Origin of the sequence: Solirubrobacter soli DSM 22325, from assembly GCF_000423665.1 — a bacterium.
Classification (GTDB): Bacteria; Actinomycetota; Thermoleophilia; order Solirubrobacterales; family Solirubrobacteraceae; genus Solirubrobacter; species Solirubrobacter soli.
In genome coordinates this window covers 19,261-36,473 of sequence record NZ_KE384070.1, presented here as the reverse complement: position 1 = coordinate 36,473, position 17,213 = coordinate 19,261, and the positions used below count along the sequence as shown (strand labels likewise).

Annotated in this window: 18 protein-coding genes and 1 pseudogene; 10 read left to right on the top strand and 9 right to left on the bottom strand. The window is 71.3% G+C overall.

The genetic code is table 11. The features are described 5' to 3' along the window. Positions 1-1,868 (bottom strand): N,N-dimethylformamidase beta subunit family domain-containing protein (locus tag G569_RS64170; RefSeq protein ID WP_306765299.1); only part of this gene is annotated, 1,868 nt, incomplete at its 3' end. 285 nt (positions 1,869-2,153) lie between these two features. Here G569_RS64170 and G569_RS53610 point away from each other — a divergent pair. The 6 genes from G569_RS53610 (at position 2,154) to G569_RS0133075 (ending at position 9,426) form a co-directional block, all read left to right on the top strand. Further along, on the top strand, positions 2,154-3,347 hold the full coding sequence (locus G569_RS53610; RefSeq protein WP_157592487.1) for a PucR family transcriptional regulator: 1,194 nt from the start codon (positions 2,154-2,156) through the stop codon (positions 3,345-3,347). Between the two features lie 121 nt (positions 3,348-3,468). Then, positions 3,469-4,524: a Glu/Leu/Phe/Val dehydrogenase family protein gene (locus G569_RS0133095; protein WP_028066591.1), complete on the top strand. Its 1,056-nt coding sequence runs from the start codon at positions 3,469-3,471 to the stop codon at positions 4,522-4,524. Continuing rightward, complete coding sequence (locus G569_RS0133090; RefSeq protein WP_028066590.1) at positions 4,521-6,116, top strand: fatty acyl-CoA synthetase; 1,596 nt, start codon at positions 4,521-4,523, stop codon at positions 6,114-6,116. The genes G569_RS0133095 and G569_RS0133090 overlap by 4 nt, the downstream gene beginning before the upstream one ends. After that, positions 6,113-7,063 (top strand): C-terminal binding protein, encoded by a 951-nt coding sequence (locus G569_RS0133085; RefSeq protein WP_028066589.1) that lies wholly within the window; start codon positions 6,113-6,115, stop codon positions 7,061-7,063. The genes G569_RS0133090 and G569_RS0133085 overlap by 4 nt, the downstream gene beginning before the upstream one ends. Beyond that, on the top strand, positions 7,063-8,685 hold the full coding sequence (locus G569_RS53605) for a PHA/PHB synthase family protein (protein WP_084285958.1): 1,623 nt from the start codon (positions 7,063-7,065) through the stop codon (positions 8,683-8,685). The genes G569_RS0133085 and G569_RS53605 overlap by 1 nt, the downstream gene beginning before the upstream one ends. Positions 8,686-8,694: 9 nt before the next feature. Next, positions 8,695-9,426 (top strand): esterase/lipase family protein, encoded by a 732-nt coding sequence (locus G569_RS0133075; RefSeq protein ID WP_084285957.1) that lies wholly within the window; start codon positions 8,695-8,697, stop codon positions 9,424-9,426. Positions 9,427-9,562: 136 nt separating this feature from the next. Here G569_RS0133075 and G569_RS66560 read toward each other — a convergent pair. The 3 genes and pseudogenes from G569_RS66560 to G569_RS0133060 all read right to left on the bottom strand — a co-directional run. Next, a pseudogene (locus G569_RS66560) lies at positions 9,563-9,811 on the bottom strand (nuclear transport factor 2 family protein); the annotation flags it as partial. A gap of 89 nt (positions 9,812-9,900) precedes the next feature. Continuing rightward, on the bottom strand, positions 9,901-10,842 hold the full coding sequence (locus G569_RS0133065) for a DsbA family protein (protein WP_028066587.1): 942 nt from the start codon (positions 10,840-10,842) through the stop codon (positions 9,901-9,903). Positions 10,843-10,955: 113 nt separating this feature from the next. Next, positions 10,956-11,324 (bottom strand): VOC family protein, encoded by a 369-nt coding sequence (locus G569_RS0133060; RefSeq protein ID WP_028066586.1) that lies wholly within the window; start codon positions 11,322-11,324, stop codon positions 10,956-10,958. A 161-nt stretch (positions 11,325-11,485) separates the two neighbouring features. Here G569_RS0133060 and G569_RS0133055 point away from each other — a divergent pair, with 161 nt between their 5' ends. Together G569_RS0133055 and G569_RS0133050 are read left to right on the top strand one after the other, a co-directional pair. Next, positions 11,486-11,926, top strand: a complete 441-nt coding sequence (locus tag G569_RS0133055) for an SRPBCC family protein (RefSeq protein WP_028066585.1) — start codon at positions 11,486-11,488, stop codon at positions 11,924-11,926. 24 nt (positions 11,927-11,950) lie between these two features. After that, positions 11,951-12,283, top strand: coding sequence for a DUF1330 domain-containing protein (locus G569_RS0133050; RefSeq protein WP_028066584.1), 333 nt, complete (start codon positions 11,951-11,953; stop codon positions 12,281-12,283). Between the two features lie 18 nt (positions 12,284-12,301). Here the strand turns inward: G569_RS0133050 and G569_RS0133045 are convergent, their stop codons facing one another. From G569_RS0133045 to G569_RS53590, 4 genes are all read right to left on the bottom strand, one after another. Further along, positions 12,302-13,294: an outer membrane protein assembly factor BamB family protein gene (locus tag G569_RS0133045; RefSeq protein WP_371683497.1), complete on the bottom strand. Its 993-nt coding sequence runs from the start codon at positions 13,292-13,294 to the stop codon at positions 12,302-12,304. A gap of 92 nt (positions 13,295-13,386) precedes the next feature. Then, the gene (locus G569_RS53600) at positions 13,387-13,893 is read right to left on the bottom strand and encodes a TlpA family protein disulfide reductase (protein WP_037501051.1); all 507 of its coding nucleotides are present in this window, start codon (positions 13,891-13,893) and stop codon (positions 13,387-13,389) included. A 115-nt stretch (positions 13,894-14,008) separates the two neighbouring features. Continuing rightward, complete coding sequence (locus tag G569_RS53595; protein ID WP_053227344.1) at positions 14,009-14,986, bottom strand: RNA polymerase subunit sigma-70; 978 nt, start codon at positions 14,984-14,986, stop codon at positions 14,009-14,011. Further along, positions 14,962-15,369, bottom strand: a complete 408-nt coding sequence (locus tag G569_RS53590) for a cupin domain-containing protein (protein ID WP_037501048.1) — start codon at positions 15,367-15,369, stop codon at positions 14,962-14,964. Before G569_RS53590 ends, G569_RS53595 begins: the two co-directional genes overlap by 25 nt. A 121-nt stretch (positions 15,370-15,490) precedes the next feature. Here G569_RS53590 and G569_RS0133025 point away from each other — a divergent pair, with 121 nt between their 5' ends. Both G569_RS0133025 and G569_RS0133020 read left to right on the top strand, forming a co-directional pair. After that, positions 15,491-15,820, top strand: coding sequence for an ArsR/SmtB family transcription factor (locus G569_RS0133025; RefSeq protein ID WP_028066582.1), 330 nt, complete (start codon positions 15,491-15,493; stop codon positions 15,818-15,820). Continuing rightward, a complete protein-coding gene (locus G569_RS0133020; RefSeq protein WP_028066581.1) occupies positions 15,817-16,266 on the top strand; it encodes an SRPBCC family protein in 450 nt (149 codons plus the stop codon). The genes G569_RS0133025 and G569_RS0133020 overlap by 4 nt, the downstream gene beginning before the upstream one ends. Positions 16,267-16,332: 66 nt before the next feature. Here the strand turns inward: G569_RS0133020 and G569_RS59490 are convergent, their stop codons facing one another. After that, positions 16,333-17,097 carry a DM13 domain-containing protein gene (locus tag G569_RS59490; protein ID WP_053227343.1) on the bottom strand — a complete coding sequence of 255 codons (765 nt, stop codon included), beginning with the start codon at positions 17,095-17,097 and terminating at the stop codon, positions 16,333-16,335. Positions 17,098-17,213 lie beyond the last annotated feature (116 nt).

Genomic DNA, 17,213 nt, shown 5'->3' with positions numbered 1-17,213 from the left:
GACGAGGTGCCGTAGGCCTCGTAGAAGAGCCGGTTCGCCGCCGGACCGGAGAAGTCGACGATCGCCAAGCGGCCGATGTTCGGGGGCGTGCTGTCGGTGTTGATGAACAGGAGTTGGTCGTGTCCCAGTCCGCGGAAGTCGCCGGCGAGGACGCGGTCGTCTGGGTCATGCCAGCCGTTCAGCAGCGTCGAGGCCCCGAAGGACATCCACGCGTTCGCCGACAGTTCGTCGCGCGCGTCGAGGCCGAAGATGCCGAGCCGCGGCCCGACGGTCCCGGCGGCGCGCAGCAGCGCGACTTCGTCCCGCCCGTCGGCGAGCGCCGTGAAACGTCCCACGGCGACGTGGCGTTCGCCACTCGGCCATGCCTGCAGCATCGGGGCGCGACCCCACTGCGTGGTCCAGAGATTGGCGGGCCCGCCGTCGTCGTCAAAGCCGATCAGTCCGAGCGGCCCCGCCTTGAAGTTGTCCAGGATGTTGCGGGTCAGCGTCTGAAGCTGACCGTGACCGAGCCCGTTGACGACGTCGTCGGCCTTGTAGCTCGCCGACGGCTCCATGAGCGCCGCACCCCACCCGACGGTGCCGGCACCGAAGATCTTCGCGCCGGTCCTGGTCGTCGTGAGCGCGGTGTCGGCGGGGATCGAGTTCCCGAGGTCGCCGCTGTAGGGAGATCGGCCGAGTAGGAGCGGAGTCCTGCCTGGCTCGAGCGCGTCGATCGTGTAGGTCTTGCCGAGCGCCTCGGCGTAGGTCTCGCCGTTGGCCATGATGCGATCGACCTCGTAGCCCATCACCCCGGCAAAGGCGCTGCCTTCACTTACTCCACTGCCGGTGTACGGCCAAGTGTGTGTGCTCTTCGCGACAAACGCCTGCTGGTTTTTCTCGGCGTAGTTGTAGAACATCAACCCGCAGAGGTTCTGCTCGGGACGCCCGAGGCTGTCGTCTCGCCATGTGGTCGTTCGTCGGGGGTCGCCCGCTTGGACCTCGGAGTCTTCAGTAAAGAGCCAAGCGTCCTTGTAACAGACCATCATGCGATTCGCGCCGAACTGGGTCGGTTCGAACCGGACCTGCCAGTAACACGCGTTGGCGCCGAGGAACGCCACCGACAGCCCGTGATCGATCGCCGCCTCGACGTTGGCTCGCATCTCGTAGGACCAGTACTCGTCGTGGCCGAGACTCACGAGTGCTCGGCTGCGAAGCAGTGGGCGTATGTCCGAGTGCAGGTCGGCCGAGGCGACGTAGCCGAGATCGACGTTCTGCGCTTCGAGCCAATAGAGGTTGGGGAGGTCGAACGCCAGGACGAGGCCGGCACCCCAGCCCGCACCCCCTGGCCGGTCATACGACGACGCGGTCGCCCGATCACCGCCGGTCGTGTAGAGGTTGGGATAGATGTGAGCGTTGTATGCCGCGTCCGTGGAGTCGGCTCGATGGACCGTGAAGTCGACGTCGTTCTCATCGTCTCGCACGACGAACGATGCGTACCGCTCGGGTCCGTCCACCCCGCCCGCGACGGCGATCAGCTTGACGAGGTAGCACCCCGAGACGGCGGTGTCGGGCATCTCGATCGCAAACGCCGCCGGCCAATCGCAGGACCCCGCATGCCGGGCATCCCGGTCCGGGTCTGAGTGGTACACGCCGGCGAACGGGCCAAAGGAGTCCGTCTGTCGCCCGCCGGCTCCCGAGTAGAACCCAAGCCGGTAGATCTCGGCGCGAAACTGCGACGCGGAGGTGGAGACGTGAACCTGCACCAAGCCGCCCGGAGCGACGCTGGACGGCGAGCAGAAGCCCTCGATCTCGCGCCCTAGAGCTGGGTTGCTCAGTATCCAGTCGCGTGTCCCGGGCTCGGCGTTCTCGGCTGCGATTCGCGTTGTCATGCGGGCACGCGGCCGGGCCGAAGTCGCGTCGGCCGGCAGGAGTCAAAGGTCGTGGACATGCGGTCCCTTCCCACCCAGCATCAGGCCGAGTATTAACTGAAATTGAGGCGCCGGATTCGTGCGTCATTACCAGTAATTGCAACGTCGTGCGGACGTGTGCTGCAACTGGCGTGCGGCTCTACCTCTAACTCCACAGTGTACCCACGATCCGCTCATCAAAGCAAGCGCGCGAGCGCATGTTTCAGTGGCGGCCCGGGAAGTCGTCCAAGGAGAGACAATGTGCGCGTGACTGCGACCGGTCCGCTGCAAACGATCGTGGACTCGCTGGCGGCTGACATCCGGCGCGACGTCGCGATCGACGACCGGCAGATCCGCTGGATCGTCCACAGCCCGCACTTCGGCGAGCCGGACGCGGCCCGACTCCAGTCGATCCTCGAGCGCCGGGTGTCCGACGACGCGGTGCGGTGGGCGTTCTCGTTCGGCATCGAGCAGGCGGAGGGTCCGGTGCGGTTGCCCGCCAATGAGCAGATCGGCGCCCAGCCGCGGCTGTGCATCCCGTTGCGGTCGCGCGGCGTGCTGCTGGGCTTCCTGTTCATCGTCGATCCCGAGGAGTCGCTGAGCGAGGAGGAGATCGCGCAGGCGCAAACGGCCGCGGAAGCCGCCGCCAAGGTGCTGTACCGCGAACGGCGGCTGCGCGAGCTCGAGCGGGGCCGCGAGCGCTGGCTGCTGATGCACCTGCTCGACGACGAGATGGAGGGTGAGGAGGCGGCGCGGGCGCTGGTGGACGAGGGGTTCGTCGAGGCGCGCCGGATCGCGCTGCTCGTGGCTCGCGCCGAGCCCGGCGAGCAGGAGCGCGAGCAGGTCGAGCTGGCGATCGGGGCCGCGCTCGACCGGCTGCGCAGGGACGTTCCCGAACGCCGCGGCATCGCGCTGCGCAGGCCGGACCACGGCGTCTTCCTCGTCGCGATCGACGACTCGGCGACCATCTCGCCGCGCGCGCTCGCCGAGCGGCTGCTCGCGCTCGCCGACGAGGAAGGCCTCGCGTCCCCGGCGCACGTCGGCGTCGGCGGGCCACACGATCTCGCCGCGGCGCGCGACTCGTACCGCGAGGCGCGTGACGCGGTCGCGATCGCCGAGCGCGTCGAGCGCTTCGGCCGGATCGCGAGCTGGGACGAGCTCGGCGCCTACCGCACGCTCTCGCGATTCCCGCTCGACGCCGCGAGCGCGACGCTGCACCCGGGGCTCCTCGCGATGCTGAGGGACCCGGCGAACGCACCGTTCGTCGACACGCTGGAGACCTATCTCGAGCTCGCGGGCGACGCCAGGGCGACGGCGGAGGCGCTCAGCCTGCACCGCGCGACGCTCTACTACCGCCTCAACCGCATCGAGGAGATCACCGGGGCGCGGTTGAAGACGGGCGACGATCGCCTCGCCCTGCACCTCGGGCTGCGGCTGGCGCGGCTCTCGGGCCTGCGCTGACGCGGGCTGTCTGACCGCGACCGCTCCAGCTTGCGACACCTGTCGAACCGCGCAGCCGCGTTCGTGAGCGAGCCTGGTCGCAAGCAGTTCCCGACCGACCGAACTTGGAGAGCGATCACGAATGGATCTGTCCGGCCTCGATCACGAGCAGTTGCACGTCAGCCGCGGTTCACGCAGCGGCGCCTACACGATCATCGCGGTGCATTCGACGAAGCTCGGTCCGGCGCTCGGCGGCTGCCGGATGACGACCTACGCGCACCCGGGCGAGGCGGTCGGTGACGTGCTGCGGCTGTCGGCCGGCATGACGTTCAAGGCTGCGGTGGCCGGCGTCGGCCTCGGCGGCGGCAAGGGCGTGATCGCGATCGAGCCGGGCACGGAGCTCACGCATGAGCTGCGCGACGCGATGCTGCTCGACTTCGCCGACAGCGTCGAGCTGCTCGGCGGCCGGTACATCACGGCGGAGGATGTCGGCACCGCTCCCACCGACATGCGGCTCATCGCTTCGCGCACGGAGCACGTCGTCGGGCTGCCCGAGAGCCTCGGCGGGTTCGGCGACCCGAGCCCGTACACCGCGCTCGGCGTGCACGCCGCGATCCGCGCGTCCGTCGCGCACCGCTTCGGCTCCTCCGACCTCACCGGCCGCACCGCGGCGGTCGTCGGCGCCGGGCACGTCGGAGAGCACCTCGTGCGGATGCTCGTCGCCGACGGCGCGCAGGTGATCGTGGCCGACATCGACGAGCGCAAGCGCGCCCTCGTCGAGGAGCTGGAGGGCACGACCTGGATGACGCCGGAGGCCGCGCTGCTGGCCGATGTCGACATCCTCGCCCCCTGCGCGCTCGGCGGGATCCTCAACCAGGACACGGTGCCGGCGCTGCGGGCGCGGATCGTGTGCGGCGCGGCCAACAACCAGCTCGCGCACGACGCGCTCGCGGTCGAGCTCGCGCACCGCGGGATCGTCTACGCGCCCGACTTCGTCGCCAACGCCGGCGGGCTCGTGCTCGTCGACGCGGAGCTCACCGGCTCCGACCGCGAGGGTGCGCGGAGCGCGATCGGCAATATCGAGCGCGTGGTCACGCGGCTGCTCGCCGTCGCGGACGAGCGCGACACCACGCCGCTCGCCGCCGCGTACGAGCTCGCGGAGGACCGGCTCGGCGCGCCGGCGGGGGTGCGGGCATGATCGCCTTCGACGAGCGGACGACCGGCACCGTCGCGACGGCACGGCGCCAGACGATGGCCGACCTGCTGCGGCGCTCGGCAGCCCGCCACCCCGGCCGCACCGCGATCGTGGACGGCGACGTGCGCGTCACGTACGCCGAGCTCGACGAGGCCGTCAACCGCGCCGCCAACGCGCTCGCGGAGCGCGGCCTCGCGAAGGGCGACCGGCTCGCGCTGCTGGGCCACAACTCGCTCGGGTTCGTGATCACCTACTTCGCCAGCGCTCGGCTCGGGCTGATCTGCGTGCCGATCAACTACATGCTCGGCGCGGAGGAGATCGCGTACATCCTCGACCACGCCGGCGCAACCGCGATGGTGGCCGAGGACATGCTGCTGCCGCTCGCCGAGGCCGGCATCGCCGCCGCCGGGCGCGAGATGACGGTGCGCGGCGTGATCGGCGACGTGCTCGAGCCGGGCTGGGAGCCCGTCTCCACCTGGGCCGAGCACCACGACGCGGCCGAGCCGGTCGTCGAGCTGTCCGACGACGACCCGGTCGAGCTGCTGTACACGAGCGGCACCGAGTCGCGCCCGAAGGGCACGATCCTCACCAGCCGCAGCCTGATCGCGCAGCACGTCAGCTGCTTCGTCGACGGCGAGATGACGCCCGACGACGTCGAGGTCCACGCGCTGCCACTGTTTCACTCGGCGCAGCTGCACTGCTTCTTCACGCCGAGCATCCACCTCGGCGCGGTCAACGTCCTGCTGCCGAAGGCCGACCCCGCCGCGATGCTCGCGGCCGTCGAGGCCGAGCGCGCCACGAAGCTCTTCTGCCCGCCGACCGTCTGGATCGCGCTGCTCAACCATCCCGAGCTTGACCGCCGCGATCTGTCGTCGCTGCGCAAGGGCTACTACGGCGCCTCGGTCATGCCCGTCGAGGTGCTGGCCGAACTCGGCGAGCGCCTGCCCGGAGTGCGGCTGTTCAACTTCTACGGCCAGACCGAGATGTCGCCGGTGGCGACCGTGCTGGGGCCGGAGGACCAGGTCCGCAAGGCCGGCTCGGCCGGGCGCCCGGCGCTGAACGTCGAGACGCAGGTCGTCGACGACCTCGGCCGCCCGGTTCCCGCCGGCGAGGTCGGCGAGATCGTCCACCGCTCGCCGCAGGCCATGCTCGGCTACTGGGACGACGCGGCCAAGACGGCCGAGACGTTCCGCGACGGCTGGCTGCACACCGGTGACCTCGGCATCCTCGACGACGAGGGCTACCTCTACGTCGTCGACCGCAAGAAGGACATGATCAAGTCGGGCGGCGAGAACGTCGCCTCGCGCGAGGTCGAAGAGGTCATCCACGCGCACGCGGCCGTGGCCGAGGCGGCCGTGTTCGGCATCCCGCACCCGCGGTGGATCGAGGCCGTCGCCGCGGTCGTCGTGCCGCGCGCCGGTCACGAGCTGACGGCCGAGGAGGTCACGCGCTTCTGCCGCGACCGTCTCGCCGGCTTCAAGACCCCGCGCTACGTCGTCATCGCCGGCGAGCTGCCCAAGAACCCCAGCGGGAAGATCCTCAAGCGCGAGCTGCGCACCACCCACGCCGACCTGGCCAAGGAGACGAACCGATGAGCACCATCGTCATCATCGACCACGGCGTCGTGGGCGACCGCGAGGTCGAGCACGACGTGCTGCAGGCCGCGGGCTTCGACGTCATCGACACGCAGGCGCTCGGCCTCGACGTCGAGGAGGGCTTCGACCTCGCGATCGAGCGCGACGCCGTCGCGATCCTCGCCGGCCCGATCATCCCGCTCGACCGCGCGCACCTCTCGCGTCTGGAGACCTGCCGGGCGATCGTGCGCTACGGCGTCGGGCTCGACAACGTCGACATCGACTCCGCGCAGGAGCTCGGGATCGCCGTCGGCAACGTGCCCGAGTACGGCCACGAGGAGATCTCCAACCACGCGATCGCGCTGCTGCTCGGGCTCTCGCGCAAGCTGTTCGAGTTCGACGCCGCGGTGCGGCGAGGCGGCACCGGCATCCCCGCGCCGCAGTCCGTCGCGCGGCTGTCGCAGCGCACGCTCGGCCTCGTCGGCTACGGCCGCATCGGCCGCCGCGTGGCGGAGAAGGCGCGCGCGTTCGGCCTGGAGGTCGTGGCGTACGACCCGTACGCCGCCACGGCCGACGGTGTCGAGCTGCTCGGTCTCGACGAGCTGCTCCGGCGCGCCGACATCCTGTCGCTGCACGTCCCGTTGACGCCCGAGACGCGCCACATGATCGGCGCCCGCGAGCTCGCCCGCCTCGCGCCGGGCTCGCTGGTCATCAACATCGGCCGCGGCGGTCTCGTCGACGAGGACGCGCTCGTCGCGGCGCTGCACTCCGGGCATATCGCCGGAGCGGCCTTGGATGTCACCGAGATCGAGCCGCTGCCGTTGAGCAGCGCGTTGCTCGACGCCCCGAACGTGATCCTCACCCCCCACGTCGCGTGGGTGTCCGAGGTCGCGCTCTCCGACCTCAAGCGCCTGACCGCCGAGAACGCCCTGCGGCTGATCGGCGCACGCGAGCCGGTGACCGTCTGATGGCCGTCGCGGAGCGCTTCATCCCCGGCCGCGCCGGTGTCACGTTCGGCGCCAAGCTGGCCCGCCGCCCCGATCGCGTGGTCAAACGCGTGGGCGGCCTCTCGACCGAGCTCGTGCGGGTCGCCGCCGGCCGTGGCAGCGCGACGCCGGCGCGCGGCGACCGTCGTTTCGGTGACGACGCATGGAGCAAGAACCCCGTCTACTCGCGGCTGCTGCGCGGCTACCTCGCCGCCGGCGAAACGCTCGACGGCCTGCTCGCCGACGCCCGGCTCGACGAGCAGGACGAGCGGCGCGTGCGCTTCGCGCTCGAGAACGTCCACGATGCGCTCGCGCCGACCAACTACCTGCTGACCAACCCCGTCGCGCTGCGCGCGACGGGCTCCGAGCGCGGCGCCAACCTCGTGCGCGGCGCGCGCAATCTCGCCCGCGACATGGCCTCGTCGCCGCGGCTGCCCGCGAGCGTCGATCGCGACGCGTTCGAGATCGGCGTCAACATCGCCGCCACGCCGGGCGCGGTCGTCCTGCGCACCGAGCTGTTCGAGCTGATCCGGTACGCGCCCCAGACGCCGACCGTGCGCGAGCAGCCGCTGTTGATCGTGCCGCCGATGGTCAACAAGTACTACCTCGTCGACCTCGCGCCCGAGCGCAGCATGGTCGAGTACCTGCTGCGCCAGGGCCAGCAGGTGTTCACGCTGTCGTGGCGCAACCCGGAGGCCGAGCACGCGCACTGGGGGCTGGACACGTACGCGGACGGCGCGCTCGAGGCGATCGACGCCGTGCAGGCGATCACCGGCGCCGAGCGCGTGCACCTCGCGGGCAACTGCTCGGGAGGCGCGCTCGTGAGCATGCTCGCCGCCCGCGCGGGAGCGCTCGGCCGGCTCGACTCGATCGGCTCGATCACCACCGGCGTCTCGGTGCTCGACTCCTACCGGGCCGGCACCGCCAGCGCCTTCATGGGACCCGAGATCGCCAAGCTGGCGGTCGCCGGCGTCGACCGCAAGGGGTACCTCGACGGCGCCGCGCTGCAGACGTTCTTCGCCTGGCTGCGCCCGAACGACCTGATCTGGGGCTACGTCGCGAACAACTATCTGCTCGGCCGCACCCCGCCGGCCTTCGACATCCTGTACTGGAACGCCGACACGACGCGCATGTCAGCCGGCCTGCTGCGCGACCTCGCCGACATGGCGGTCTCGAACGCGCTCGCGTCGCCGGACGCGATGCAGGTGCTGGGCACGCCGATCGACCTCGCCAAGGCGACCTGCGACGCGTACGTCGTTGCCGGCGTCGCCGACCACATCACCCCGTGGGAGAACTGCTACGCCACCACGCAACTGCTCGGGGGCGACACGCGCTTCGTGCTCTCCAGCGCCGGCCACGTCGCCGCGCTGGTCAACCCGCCAGGCAACGCGAAAGCGCGCTACCGCACCGCGCCGGCGGGCGCGAACCCGCCGTCGGCGCACGACTGGGCGGAGACAGCCGAGCAGCGCAGCGGCACTTGGTGGGCGGACTGGGCGCGCTGGCTCGGGGAGCGCTCCGGTCGCGAGCGCCAGGCGCCGAAGCGCCTCGGCGGCCGCGGCTACAAGGTGGTCGGCGTGGCGCCTGGGGAGTACGTGCGCGGCTAGGATCGCGCGATGGCGAGTGACGCAGACAGATGGTGGGGCAGGCCGCTCGCCGAGATGCGCTGGCAGGCGGAGCTCACACGGCTCTGCGTGGACCCGATGTTCCTGCGCGGGAGCGAGCCTCGCGGCGACGGCCGCCCGGTCGTGCTCGTCCCCGGCTTCGCCGGGGGCGACTGGACGCTCCAGCACCTCGCCTTCTGGCTCCGGCGCAGCGGCTACGCCCCCGTGCGGTGCAACTTCATCGTCAACGCAGGCTGCGGTGAGAAGGCGCTCGCGCGCGTCGAACGGCGAGTGATCGAGTGCTCGGAGCAGTCCGGCCGGCGCGTCGCCGTGGTCGGCCATTCGCTCGGCGGCTACCTCGCTCGCGCGGCCGCCGCACGCATGCCCGACCGCGTCTCGCACGCGGTCGCCCTCGGGGCGGGGCTCGCGCGCCCGTTCGACGTCGCGGCACCCGCGCTCGCGGGGGTCGCGGTCGCCCGCGCCGTGCGCCGGGACGACCGCTGCCTGAGCGCGGGGTGCGGGTGCACCTTCACCGCCGGTTACACCTGCCCGTTCCCTCCGAGCGTCAGCCTGACGAGCATCTACAGCCGCGGCGACGGGATGGTCCGCTGGGAATCGTGTGTCGCCGACGACGCCGACAACGTCGAGGTGACCGGCTCGCATGTCGGACTCGCGTGGAACCGCAAGTCCTACCGCGCGATCGCCGCGGCGCTCGCGCAGCCCGAGCGGACAGCGCGTCCGTAACTCCGGCGTCAACGCGCTGCGGGTGGTTCTGGCAGCACGTGAGCAGCGTGGCGGTGTCTGCGAGGAAGACCTCGCTTCGGGCGACGCGTCCGTCGCGCGTGGTGAGCAACTCGAGCACCGGGAGCCGCCGCGCCCGGTTCGTCGCGCGGCCGGTGAACGTCACGTGCATGTGGAGCAGGACCCTCGACGCATCGAGCGCGTGCAGGTCGTGCAACTCGAACCGCAGCGCGAAGAGCTCGGTGATGCGCTGCAGCAGGGCCACGTAGCCGTCGACGCCGTGGTGCTCGCCGCCGTAAGGGAGTGACGGCGGCTCGACGATCACGAAGTCGTCCGTCAAGACCTCGGACAGCCTCGCCCATCTCGCGTTGGCGGCGTGGTCGAGCATCTGCTCGACCACGCGGATCGCGCGGGCGTGTTGTTCCGGTGCCGACGGGGTCGCGGTGGGGATGTGCATCGTGGCTCCTGTTGCAGGTGTCAGGCGGGCGTCCACAGCGCGTCATCGCCGAGGGCGAAGCGACGTGCGCGGCCGGCCGCCACGAGTTCGGTGAGCTGTTGCTCGGCGCCGACGCGATCCACAGGCGCGGTGGTGTCGGCCAGCGTGCGTGCGACCTCTTGACTGGCAAGACCCGCGGGGTAGGCCGCCAGCAGGTTCTCGAGCGCCGGCGCCGGCAGGCGACGCAGCCGCGGTTCGAGGTTCATGAGCGCGACGTCGGCGGCCTCGAAAGGCTGAAAGCCGGGGACGACCGCAGAGCTGCCGTCCTGCGCGGTCAGTATCAGCGTGGGCGCGGTATGGCGCTCGGCGCCGTCGGAGTTCGCGGTGCGGCGGAGGGTGGTGGCCACCGGGTGCGGGGTGCGCGCTTCGAGCCGGTCAGCCTCGTAGGCTGCCCGCACCGCCGCGGCGTCGCGGTCGGCGAGCGCCGCGGCGCCGTCGAGGCCCGCGACGCTCGCGCACACCGCGGCGAGTGCCGCGTCTTCGTCGAGCAGCAGGTCAGTCGTGTACCACGCGAGCCGCAGCACGCGCAGCAGCGCGTCGGCGAGTTCTGCGCCCTGCTCGGCGGCGGCCTTCACGAGCAGACACGCCGGTTCCGACGCGATCACGCGATCGCGGACATGCGGCGTGATCGGCATCCCGTAGCGGCGAAAGCGCAGCGCGGTCAGCGCGCGACCCGCGGCCGACGATCCGCGCGCCAGCGACTGCTCCACGTTGCCGACGAGCCCGATCAGGACAGTGTGGAAGACCAGTTGATCGCCGTAGCGCGCCTCGAGCGCGCGCAGAACCGGCTCAAACGAGTACGCCCACGGGCAGAGCGGATCCGTGAAATGCGTGACGGCGACGCGCACCCGCGAACCGGTCTCCGGCGGCCTCCGCCACGGGACGGCGATCGCCGGAAGTGTGAGGTTGGCGGCAACTGACATCGCCGACGACCGTACGGGAGCGCGTCGGCACCATGAATGATCGACACGCGCTGATAGTTGCCCGATCGTCTCAGCAACCGTCGGCGCACTCCCAGGAGCACCACGGGCGCGGCCTACTCCCAGCGCTCGGGCACGAGCACGACCCGGAACCCGTCGGGGTCCTCGAACGTCAGCCCATGTCCGGCCCAGTACGGATTGGCCGGCGCGACCGGTGCGATCGCGAGGCGCTCCGCGGCCGCCCGGACGGCGGCGTCGTCGCCGAGGTAGAGCACGAGGAGCGATTCCGGGTGTGGCTCGGGCGCGCGGTGCCCGCCACCGGTGGTGAACTCGAGGTGCGCACCCGTACCGGGGACGTCGAGGAAGACGCCGTCGTAGCCGTCGTGATCGCGGAACCCGCCGATCTCGGCAAGGCCGAGCCCGTCCCGATAGAAGGCGACCACGGCATCCAGGCGTTCCGTGTGACGCGCGACCCGGAGCTGCATCAGGAGCGATCCCGGGGCCACGGCTGCGCGCTTCGATGAGGTATCCACGGCCATACCGTCTCGCGACGCCCGCGGACGTGACACCCCACTCCCTGAAGTCGTCGGCGCACGGCCCGGAAGGCGCATCGACCTCCGCCGGCATGGGCGTAGGGTGTGCTCCCGTGGCGGTCGACATCGAGACCCACATCGAGATCGCGCGTCCGCGTCGCGAGGTGGCGGCGTATGCGAGCGATGTCGACCACGCGGTCGAGTGGTACGAGAACATCACGGCCGTCGAGTGGCAGACGGCCCCACCGCTCGCGGTCGGCTCGCGCGTCGCGTTCGTCGCCAACTTTCTCGGGCGGCGACTCGCCTACACCTACGAGATCCGCGAATTCGTCCCAGGCGAGCGCCTCGTGATGAGCACCGCCCAAGGGCCATTCCCGATGGAGACCACCTACGGGTGGACCGACGCCGGCGACGGCGCCACTCGCATGACGTTGCGCAATCGCGGCGAGCCCGCCGGCTTCAAGCGGATCGCCGCGCCGATGGTCGGACGCGCGATGCGCCGCGCCAACAACAAGGATCTCGCGCGCCTCAAACAGATCCTCGAACGGCACTGACGGCCCGCGTGGGACGCTCTCTGCATGAGCCTCTACGCGCTGAACCTGTTCGACCTCGCCGACAACGACGACTACCTCGCCTATTCGCGGCGGTCGCTCGACGCGGTGCGCAAGTACGGCGGAAGCGTGGTCGCACTCGGCAAGCTCGACGCCGACGCGCCCGTCAGCGTCGGCGACACCGAGGCGCGCCAGGCACTCGTTCTCGTCGAGTGGCCGTCACGTGAGGCCTTCCAAGGATTCCTCGACGATCCCGGGCACCGTGACCTGCACCCGCTGCGCGAGAACGGGACCCGCAACTACCTGTGGTGGGCATACGACCGCATCGAGGATCTGCGGCCGTTGCTCAAGGACTCCTGAGGCGAGCGCGGGCGGCGCTCACGGATCCGGCCGCACGGCGTACAACCGGCCGTCCTCCGATCCGAGGTAGGTCGTCCCGTCCGGCCCGCTCACGGGATAGGACTCGACGGAGCCGCCGGTTCTCACGTGCAGCACGCGGCGCCCGTCGCCGGCGAAGCCGAAGATCTCGCCGGCATGGGTGCCGACGACCACGGTGCCGCGCGCGTCGAGTGCGGGACGCGTCCACACCTGCCCATGCGCCTGATCGATCCGGCGCACCCGCCCATTCGCCGCTTCGACGGTGAACACGCGTCCGCGATGGTCCCCGTAGCGCACGAGTCCGTCCGGGGTGACGAGCGGCGATGAGTAGGTCCACACGTCGCGGCGCACACGCCAGCGCTCACGCCCGTCAGGCGCCACGCCATACTGAAAGCGGTCATTGGTCCCGAGCACGATCGTGCCGTCGGTGGCGACGGCCGGCGAGACCTCGACATCGGCTGCCGCGGCGAAGCGCCACGCGACGTGCGCCCTCCGAGGGCGATCATCGACGGCGACGAGGTCGCGTCCAATGGTCGTGTACACCCGGCCGTCGGCTCCAACCGTCGGACTGCCGTATGACAGCCCCGTGCCGACGCGCAGCCGCCAACGCTCTCGAACACCGCGCGCGGTCACGGTCAGGGCGTGCAGTACGCCCGCGGTCTCCATCACATAGACGGTGTCATCTCGACCCGCCGCCGGCGTGAGTGGCATCGAGGCGAAGCCGAGTGACCACAGTCGAAGGCCGCGACCGTCGAGGGCGTACAGGCGGTGTCCTGGCCCGGGCCAGAGGATCGTCCCATCCGACCGCACGAGCGGAGAGGTCGAAAGATCGACGCCATATGGACCGGAGCCGTCGAACGTCCAGCGATCGTGGCCCGTCCGTGGGTCGAGCGCATGCAGGATCCCGGCGTTGGACGCCGCCAGCACGCTGCCGTCCCGGGCGAGCGCCGGACCCGGCACGACAGCACCCTCGAGCGCCCGGGCAAACACCACGGTCCCGGTCGACCGCGGGCCGGGCTTCCTGCCGTCGCCACACCCCGCCGTCGCGACCGCGATCGCGACCAGCGCGCTGCGGGCCAGGTGCTTCAGAGCGCCCGCGCCGCGTCGAGCGCCGCGCTCGTGTCGAACGGGCCGCTCCAGCGGGCGCGTTCCCGGCCGTCGCGATCCAGCAGCACCGCGCCGGGCTGACCCGGAATCCGGTACGCCTCCCACGTGGCCATCGACTCGTCGAAGAGAACGGTCGGTGTGCGCAGACCGTGGCGGGCAACGAACGCCGGGCCGTTGGCCGCGTCATCCCTCCCGCCGATCGCCACCACGGTCAGGTCGTTGCGGCCCGCGACCGCCAACCGCTCGATGTTCGCCGCCTCCTGGTTGCAGATCTCACACCACGGCGCCCAGAACCAGAGCAGCGTCGGCGACTCCGAGGACGCCAGCCGCGCGAGCTCGAAGTCGCCGCCTCCGTCCAGGCGCGGGACGTTCAGCCGCGGAACCGGCGCAGCCGAGTCGCCGGTCGCGCCGCCACCGCCGGCGGTCGTCACGAGGACGGCGACGGCGATGGCGACGAGAGCCAGGGGCGCGACGAGTCGCTTCACGAGCCGATTCCAGGCGGGTTCGTGAGGGCGCGGCTCATGAGGCGATGGTGAGTCTCATCGACCGCCGCGACGCTACTGGTGCACCCCTGGCGACGGGCCGTCGCCACGGTGTCGTTCAGTCAATCGTAAGATCACGCGCCGGCTGAGCCACGCCCTCCACGGACCGCGTCGGCAGCCCGAGCTGCGTGAACACCTCGAGGTCGTGCGGGAAGCCGGTGATGCCGGCGATGCGGTGGCCGCGCAGGGCAAAGACCATGACGCCGTAGGCCTCGTGGTCGGCGTAGCTGGCCAGGGTGGGTTGCCCGTTCGCCCGCGTGACGGTGTGGGTGATGCGGTCGAGCCGGCCGTCCATCGGCTGGGTGGCGAAGAACTCGCCGATCGCGGTGGCGCCCTCGAAGCGCGCGCCCATCGGGGGCATCGTCAGCAGTGCGTCGTCGGTGAGCAGCGCGATGATGCGCGGGACGTCGACTGCGGCCCAGGCGTCGAGGAAGGCCTCGACGACGCCCGCCTCGACGCTGGAGTCGTGGATCCGCGCCAGGGCCTCGCCTTCGCGGGCGAGTCGCTCGCGGGCGCGTTGGAGGGCGCTGTTGACCGCGGCGGTGGACAGCTCGAGCGCCCCGCCGGTCTCGCGCGCGGACCAGCCGAGGCCGTCGCGCAGGGCGAGCACGGCGCGCTGGCGCGCTGGCAGTACCTGCATCGCGGCGACGAAGGCCAGGCCGAGCCGTTCACGCGCGATCGCCCGCTCCTCGGGCGTCGGCAACTCGTCCAGCAAGCGGTCGGGGTAGGGCTGGAGGTGGGCGTCGAGCGGGTCGGTCGGTCGGCGCTGCTCGAGCATGCGCAGGGCCACGTTGGTGGCGATGCGGTGCAACCACGCATTCAGCGGCGCTCGCGGTTGGTAGCTCGGCAGGCCGCGCCAGGCGCGCAGCAGCGTCTCCTGGAGGGCGTCGTCGGCGTCGTGGAGGTTGCCGAGCATCCGGTAGGTGTGCACATGCAGCGCGCGGCGGTGCGGGCTGGTCAGCTGGACGAAGGCGTGCTCGTCGCCGTCGCGGGCGGCGGCGAGCAGCCGCGTCAGGCCGACGGCGGTGTCGGCCACGGTCCGCCAAGTTCCGTCCAGGGCGACGGCGTGTGCGCGCCGACCAGCCCGCCGATCGCCAGGTACTGAAAGCCGTCCGGGCCGGGCAGGAGCCGGCGGCGCTGGGCGGGACCGACCCGCGCCATCGCGCCGGGCCGCAGGTCATAGGTCTCCTCGCCGGCGATCAGCGTCGCCGAGCCCGCGAGCGGGATGTAGACCTCCTCCTGCCCGGCCTCCTCGGTGCCGTCGTCGTGCGCGTGCTCGGGGTGACCGTCCCAGTTCGGCGGGAACTCGTAGACCTGCATGCCCCAGGCCGTGACGCCGAGCTCGGCGCGGGCGCGCCGCGCGACGCCGTGGTAGAGCGTCTCCATCTCGTCGATGCGCTTGAAGGTCACGTCGGCCATCTTCGTCCTTTCGGGTGGTGGTCGTGACGTTCAATCCGCGAACGCGCCGAAACTCATCGCCGCTTGCCCAACGTCGTCGCGTCGTGTATTTAATGGACCGGTTAATTAACCGAGACGTTAGATGCCGACCGACCAGCTCAGCCAGACCTTCGCCGCGCTCGCCGACCCCACGCGGCGCTCGATCCTCGCCCGCCTCGCCGAGGGCGAGGCCACCGTCAACGAGCTCGCCGAGCCGTTCACGATGAGCCTGCCCGCGATCTCGCGCCACCTGAAGGTGCTCGAACGCGCCGGCCTGATCGTCCGGAGCCGCGACGCGCAGTGGCGGCCGAGCCGCATGCAACCCGAACCGCTCGACGACGCGATGGCCTGGATGCAGGCGCGCAGACGCACCTGGGAGGGGCGGCTCGATCGGCTCGACGCGCACCTGCAACGCAAAGGAGAGCCCACATGATCGCCCCGCCCCAGACGCTCGAGATCCGCATCACGCGCGAGTTCGACGCCCCACCCGAAGACGTCTTCCGCGCCTGGACCGTCCCATCGGAGATCGCCGCGTGGTACGGGCCCGCGCAGTTCGACACCCCCGAGGACCGGATCCACGTCGACCTGCGCGTCGGCGGGCGCTACGAGCTGACGATGGTCCGCCGCGACACCGGCGAGGAGATGCCCACCGGCTACGAGATCCTCGAACTCGACCCGCCCACGCTGCTCGTGCTGCGCTCGGACCCGATGCCCGAGCTCGGCATGCCCGAGGCCGTGATCACCCGCGTCGAGCTGCACGACATCGGCGGCCGCACCCGCATGGAACTCATCGACGGGCTCTACCCCGAGGGCTTCGGTCACGCCGAGGCGGGCTGGAACTCGTCCTTCGACCGCCTCGCCGCGAAGCTGGAGGGGTGACACGAACGCGGTGTCGAGCACGACCCGCTCATCGCCGGAGGAACACCGGCTCGCCGCCGAGAACATCTAGGCGATCGCTTCCTGTCCGGCGCGCTCGAGCTCACCGCGACGTCCGGACGTCCTTCGCTCAGCCCGCGACAGCGGCGTGATCAGTGTCGCCGAGCCGAAGCGGGCACTGAACGCGCGGCACCAGATCACGACCGCACGGCCGCGGAGGCTCACGCCGGACGGGATCCGGTACTGCTGATTGCCGCGGTTGCCCTTGAGCGCACCGAGGTCGACGGCATCCGCCGCGCCGCCGTCGAGCGTCCGCGCCGAGGCGAGGCGTACGCGCAGATCCGGGCCCGGTGACGTCGAGAACGAGGTGAGCGTCACGAACGTGCGGCGGTCGGCGAGCCGGACGATCGTCGCGGTCCCACGCGTTGCGTGTTCGCCGGACGTGAAGCGACCGCGAGCGAGCCGGCGATTCTCGGGTCGCGGCGGGCGCGCGGGCGACGCGCCGGCCGCGGTCACGGGCGGGGAGACGGTGAAGACCCGCTCGTCGACCACACGATCGCGAAGGGTCGTCGAGGCCAGGAAGACGCCAAGACTCCCGGCCGTCAGGACATAGGTCACGAGCACCGGGACACGCAGCGGCCGGCTGCGAATGGCGATCAACAGGCACGCGCCGGCGGCGACGGCCATCCAGACCGTCGTCAACGCGATCGAGACGCGGAAGTCATCGGTGATGACACCTCCGGCGACCCAGACGCCGAGGACGACTCCCGCCGCGACGAGCGGGACGACCAGGAGCTGAAGGGGTGTCCGTCGGGGAGCGGTGCTGGTACCCATGCGTTGTCGTCTGCCGCGGCCCTGGACCGTTACGTGTAACGCGCGCCGTCCGTGACGGACTCTCGGGCACACCCCCCCACCGCCACCCGCCAGGAGCGACATGGCCGATCACACCA

Bases quoted from the DNA above. Each gene is read 5' to 3' on its own strand.
- G569_RS53605 (WP_084285958.1), top strand. From the start codon at position 7,063: ATGGCCGTCGCGGAGCGCTTCATCCCCGGCCGCGCCGGTGTCACGTTC.
- G569_RS0133075 (WP_084285957.1), top strand. From the start codon at position 8,695: ATGGCGAGTGACGCAGACAGATGGTGGGGCAGGCCGCTCGCCGAGATG.
- G569_RS0133060 (WP_028066586.1), bottom strand. From the start codon at position 11,324: ATGCAGCTCCGGGTCGCGCGTCACACGGAACGCCTGGATGCCGTGGTC.
- G569_RS0133050 (WP_028066584.1), top strand. From the start codon at position 11,951: ATGAGCCTCTACGCGCTGAACCTGTTCGACCTCGCCGACAACGACGAC.
- G569_RS59490 (WP_053227343.1), bottom strand. From the start codon at position 17,097: ATGGGTACCAGCACCGCTCCCCGACGGACACCCCTTCAGCTCCTGGTC.
- G569_RS0133025 (WP_028066582.1), top strand. From the start codon at position 15,491: ATGCCGACCGACCAGCTCAGCCAGACCTTCGCCGCGCTCGCCGACCCC.
- G569_RS0133085 (WP_028066589.1), top strand. From the start codon at position 6,113: ATGAGCACCATCGTCATCATCGACCACGGCGTCGTGGGCGACCGCGAG.
- G569_RS53590 (WP_037501048.1), bottom strand. From the start codon at position 15,369: ATGGCCGACGTGACCTTCAAGCGCATCGACGAGATGGAGACGCTCTAC.
- G569_RS0133095 (WP_028066591.1), top strand. From the start codon at position 3,469: ATGGATCTGTCCGGCCTCGATCACGAGCAGTTGCACGTCAGCCGCGGT.
- G569_RS0133090 (WP_028066590.1), top strand. From the start codon at position 4,521: ATGATCGCCTTCGACGAGCGGACGACCGGCACCGTCGCGACGGCACGG.
- G569_RS0133065 (WP_028066587.1), bottom strand. From the start codon at position 10,842: ATGTCAGTTGCCGCCAACCTCACACTTCCGGCGATCGCCGTCCCGTGG.
- G569_RS0133020 (WP_028066581.1), top strand. From the start codon at position 15,817: ATGATCGCCCCGCCCCAGACGCTCGAGATCCGCATCACGCGCGAGTTC.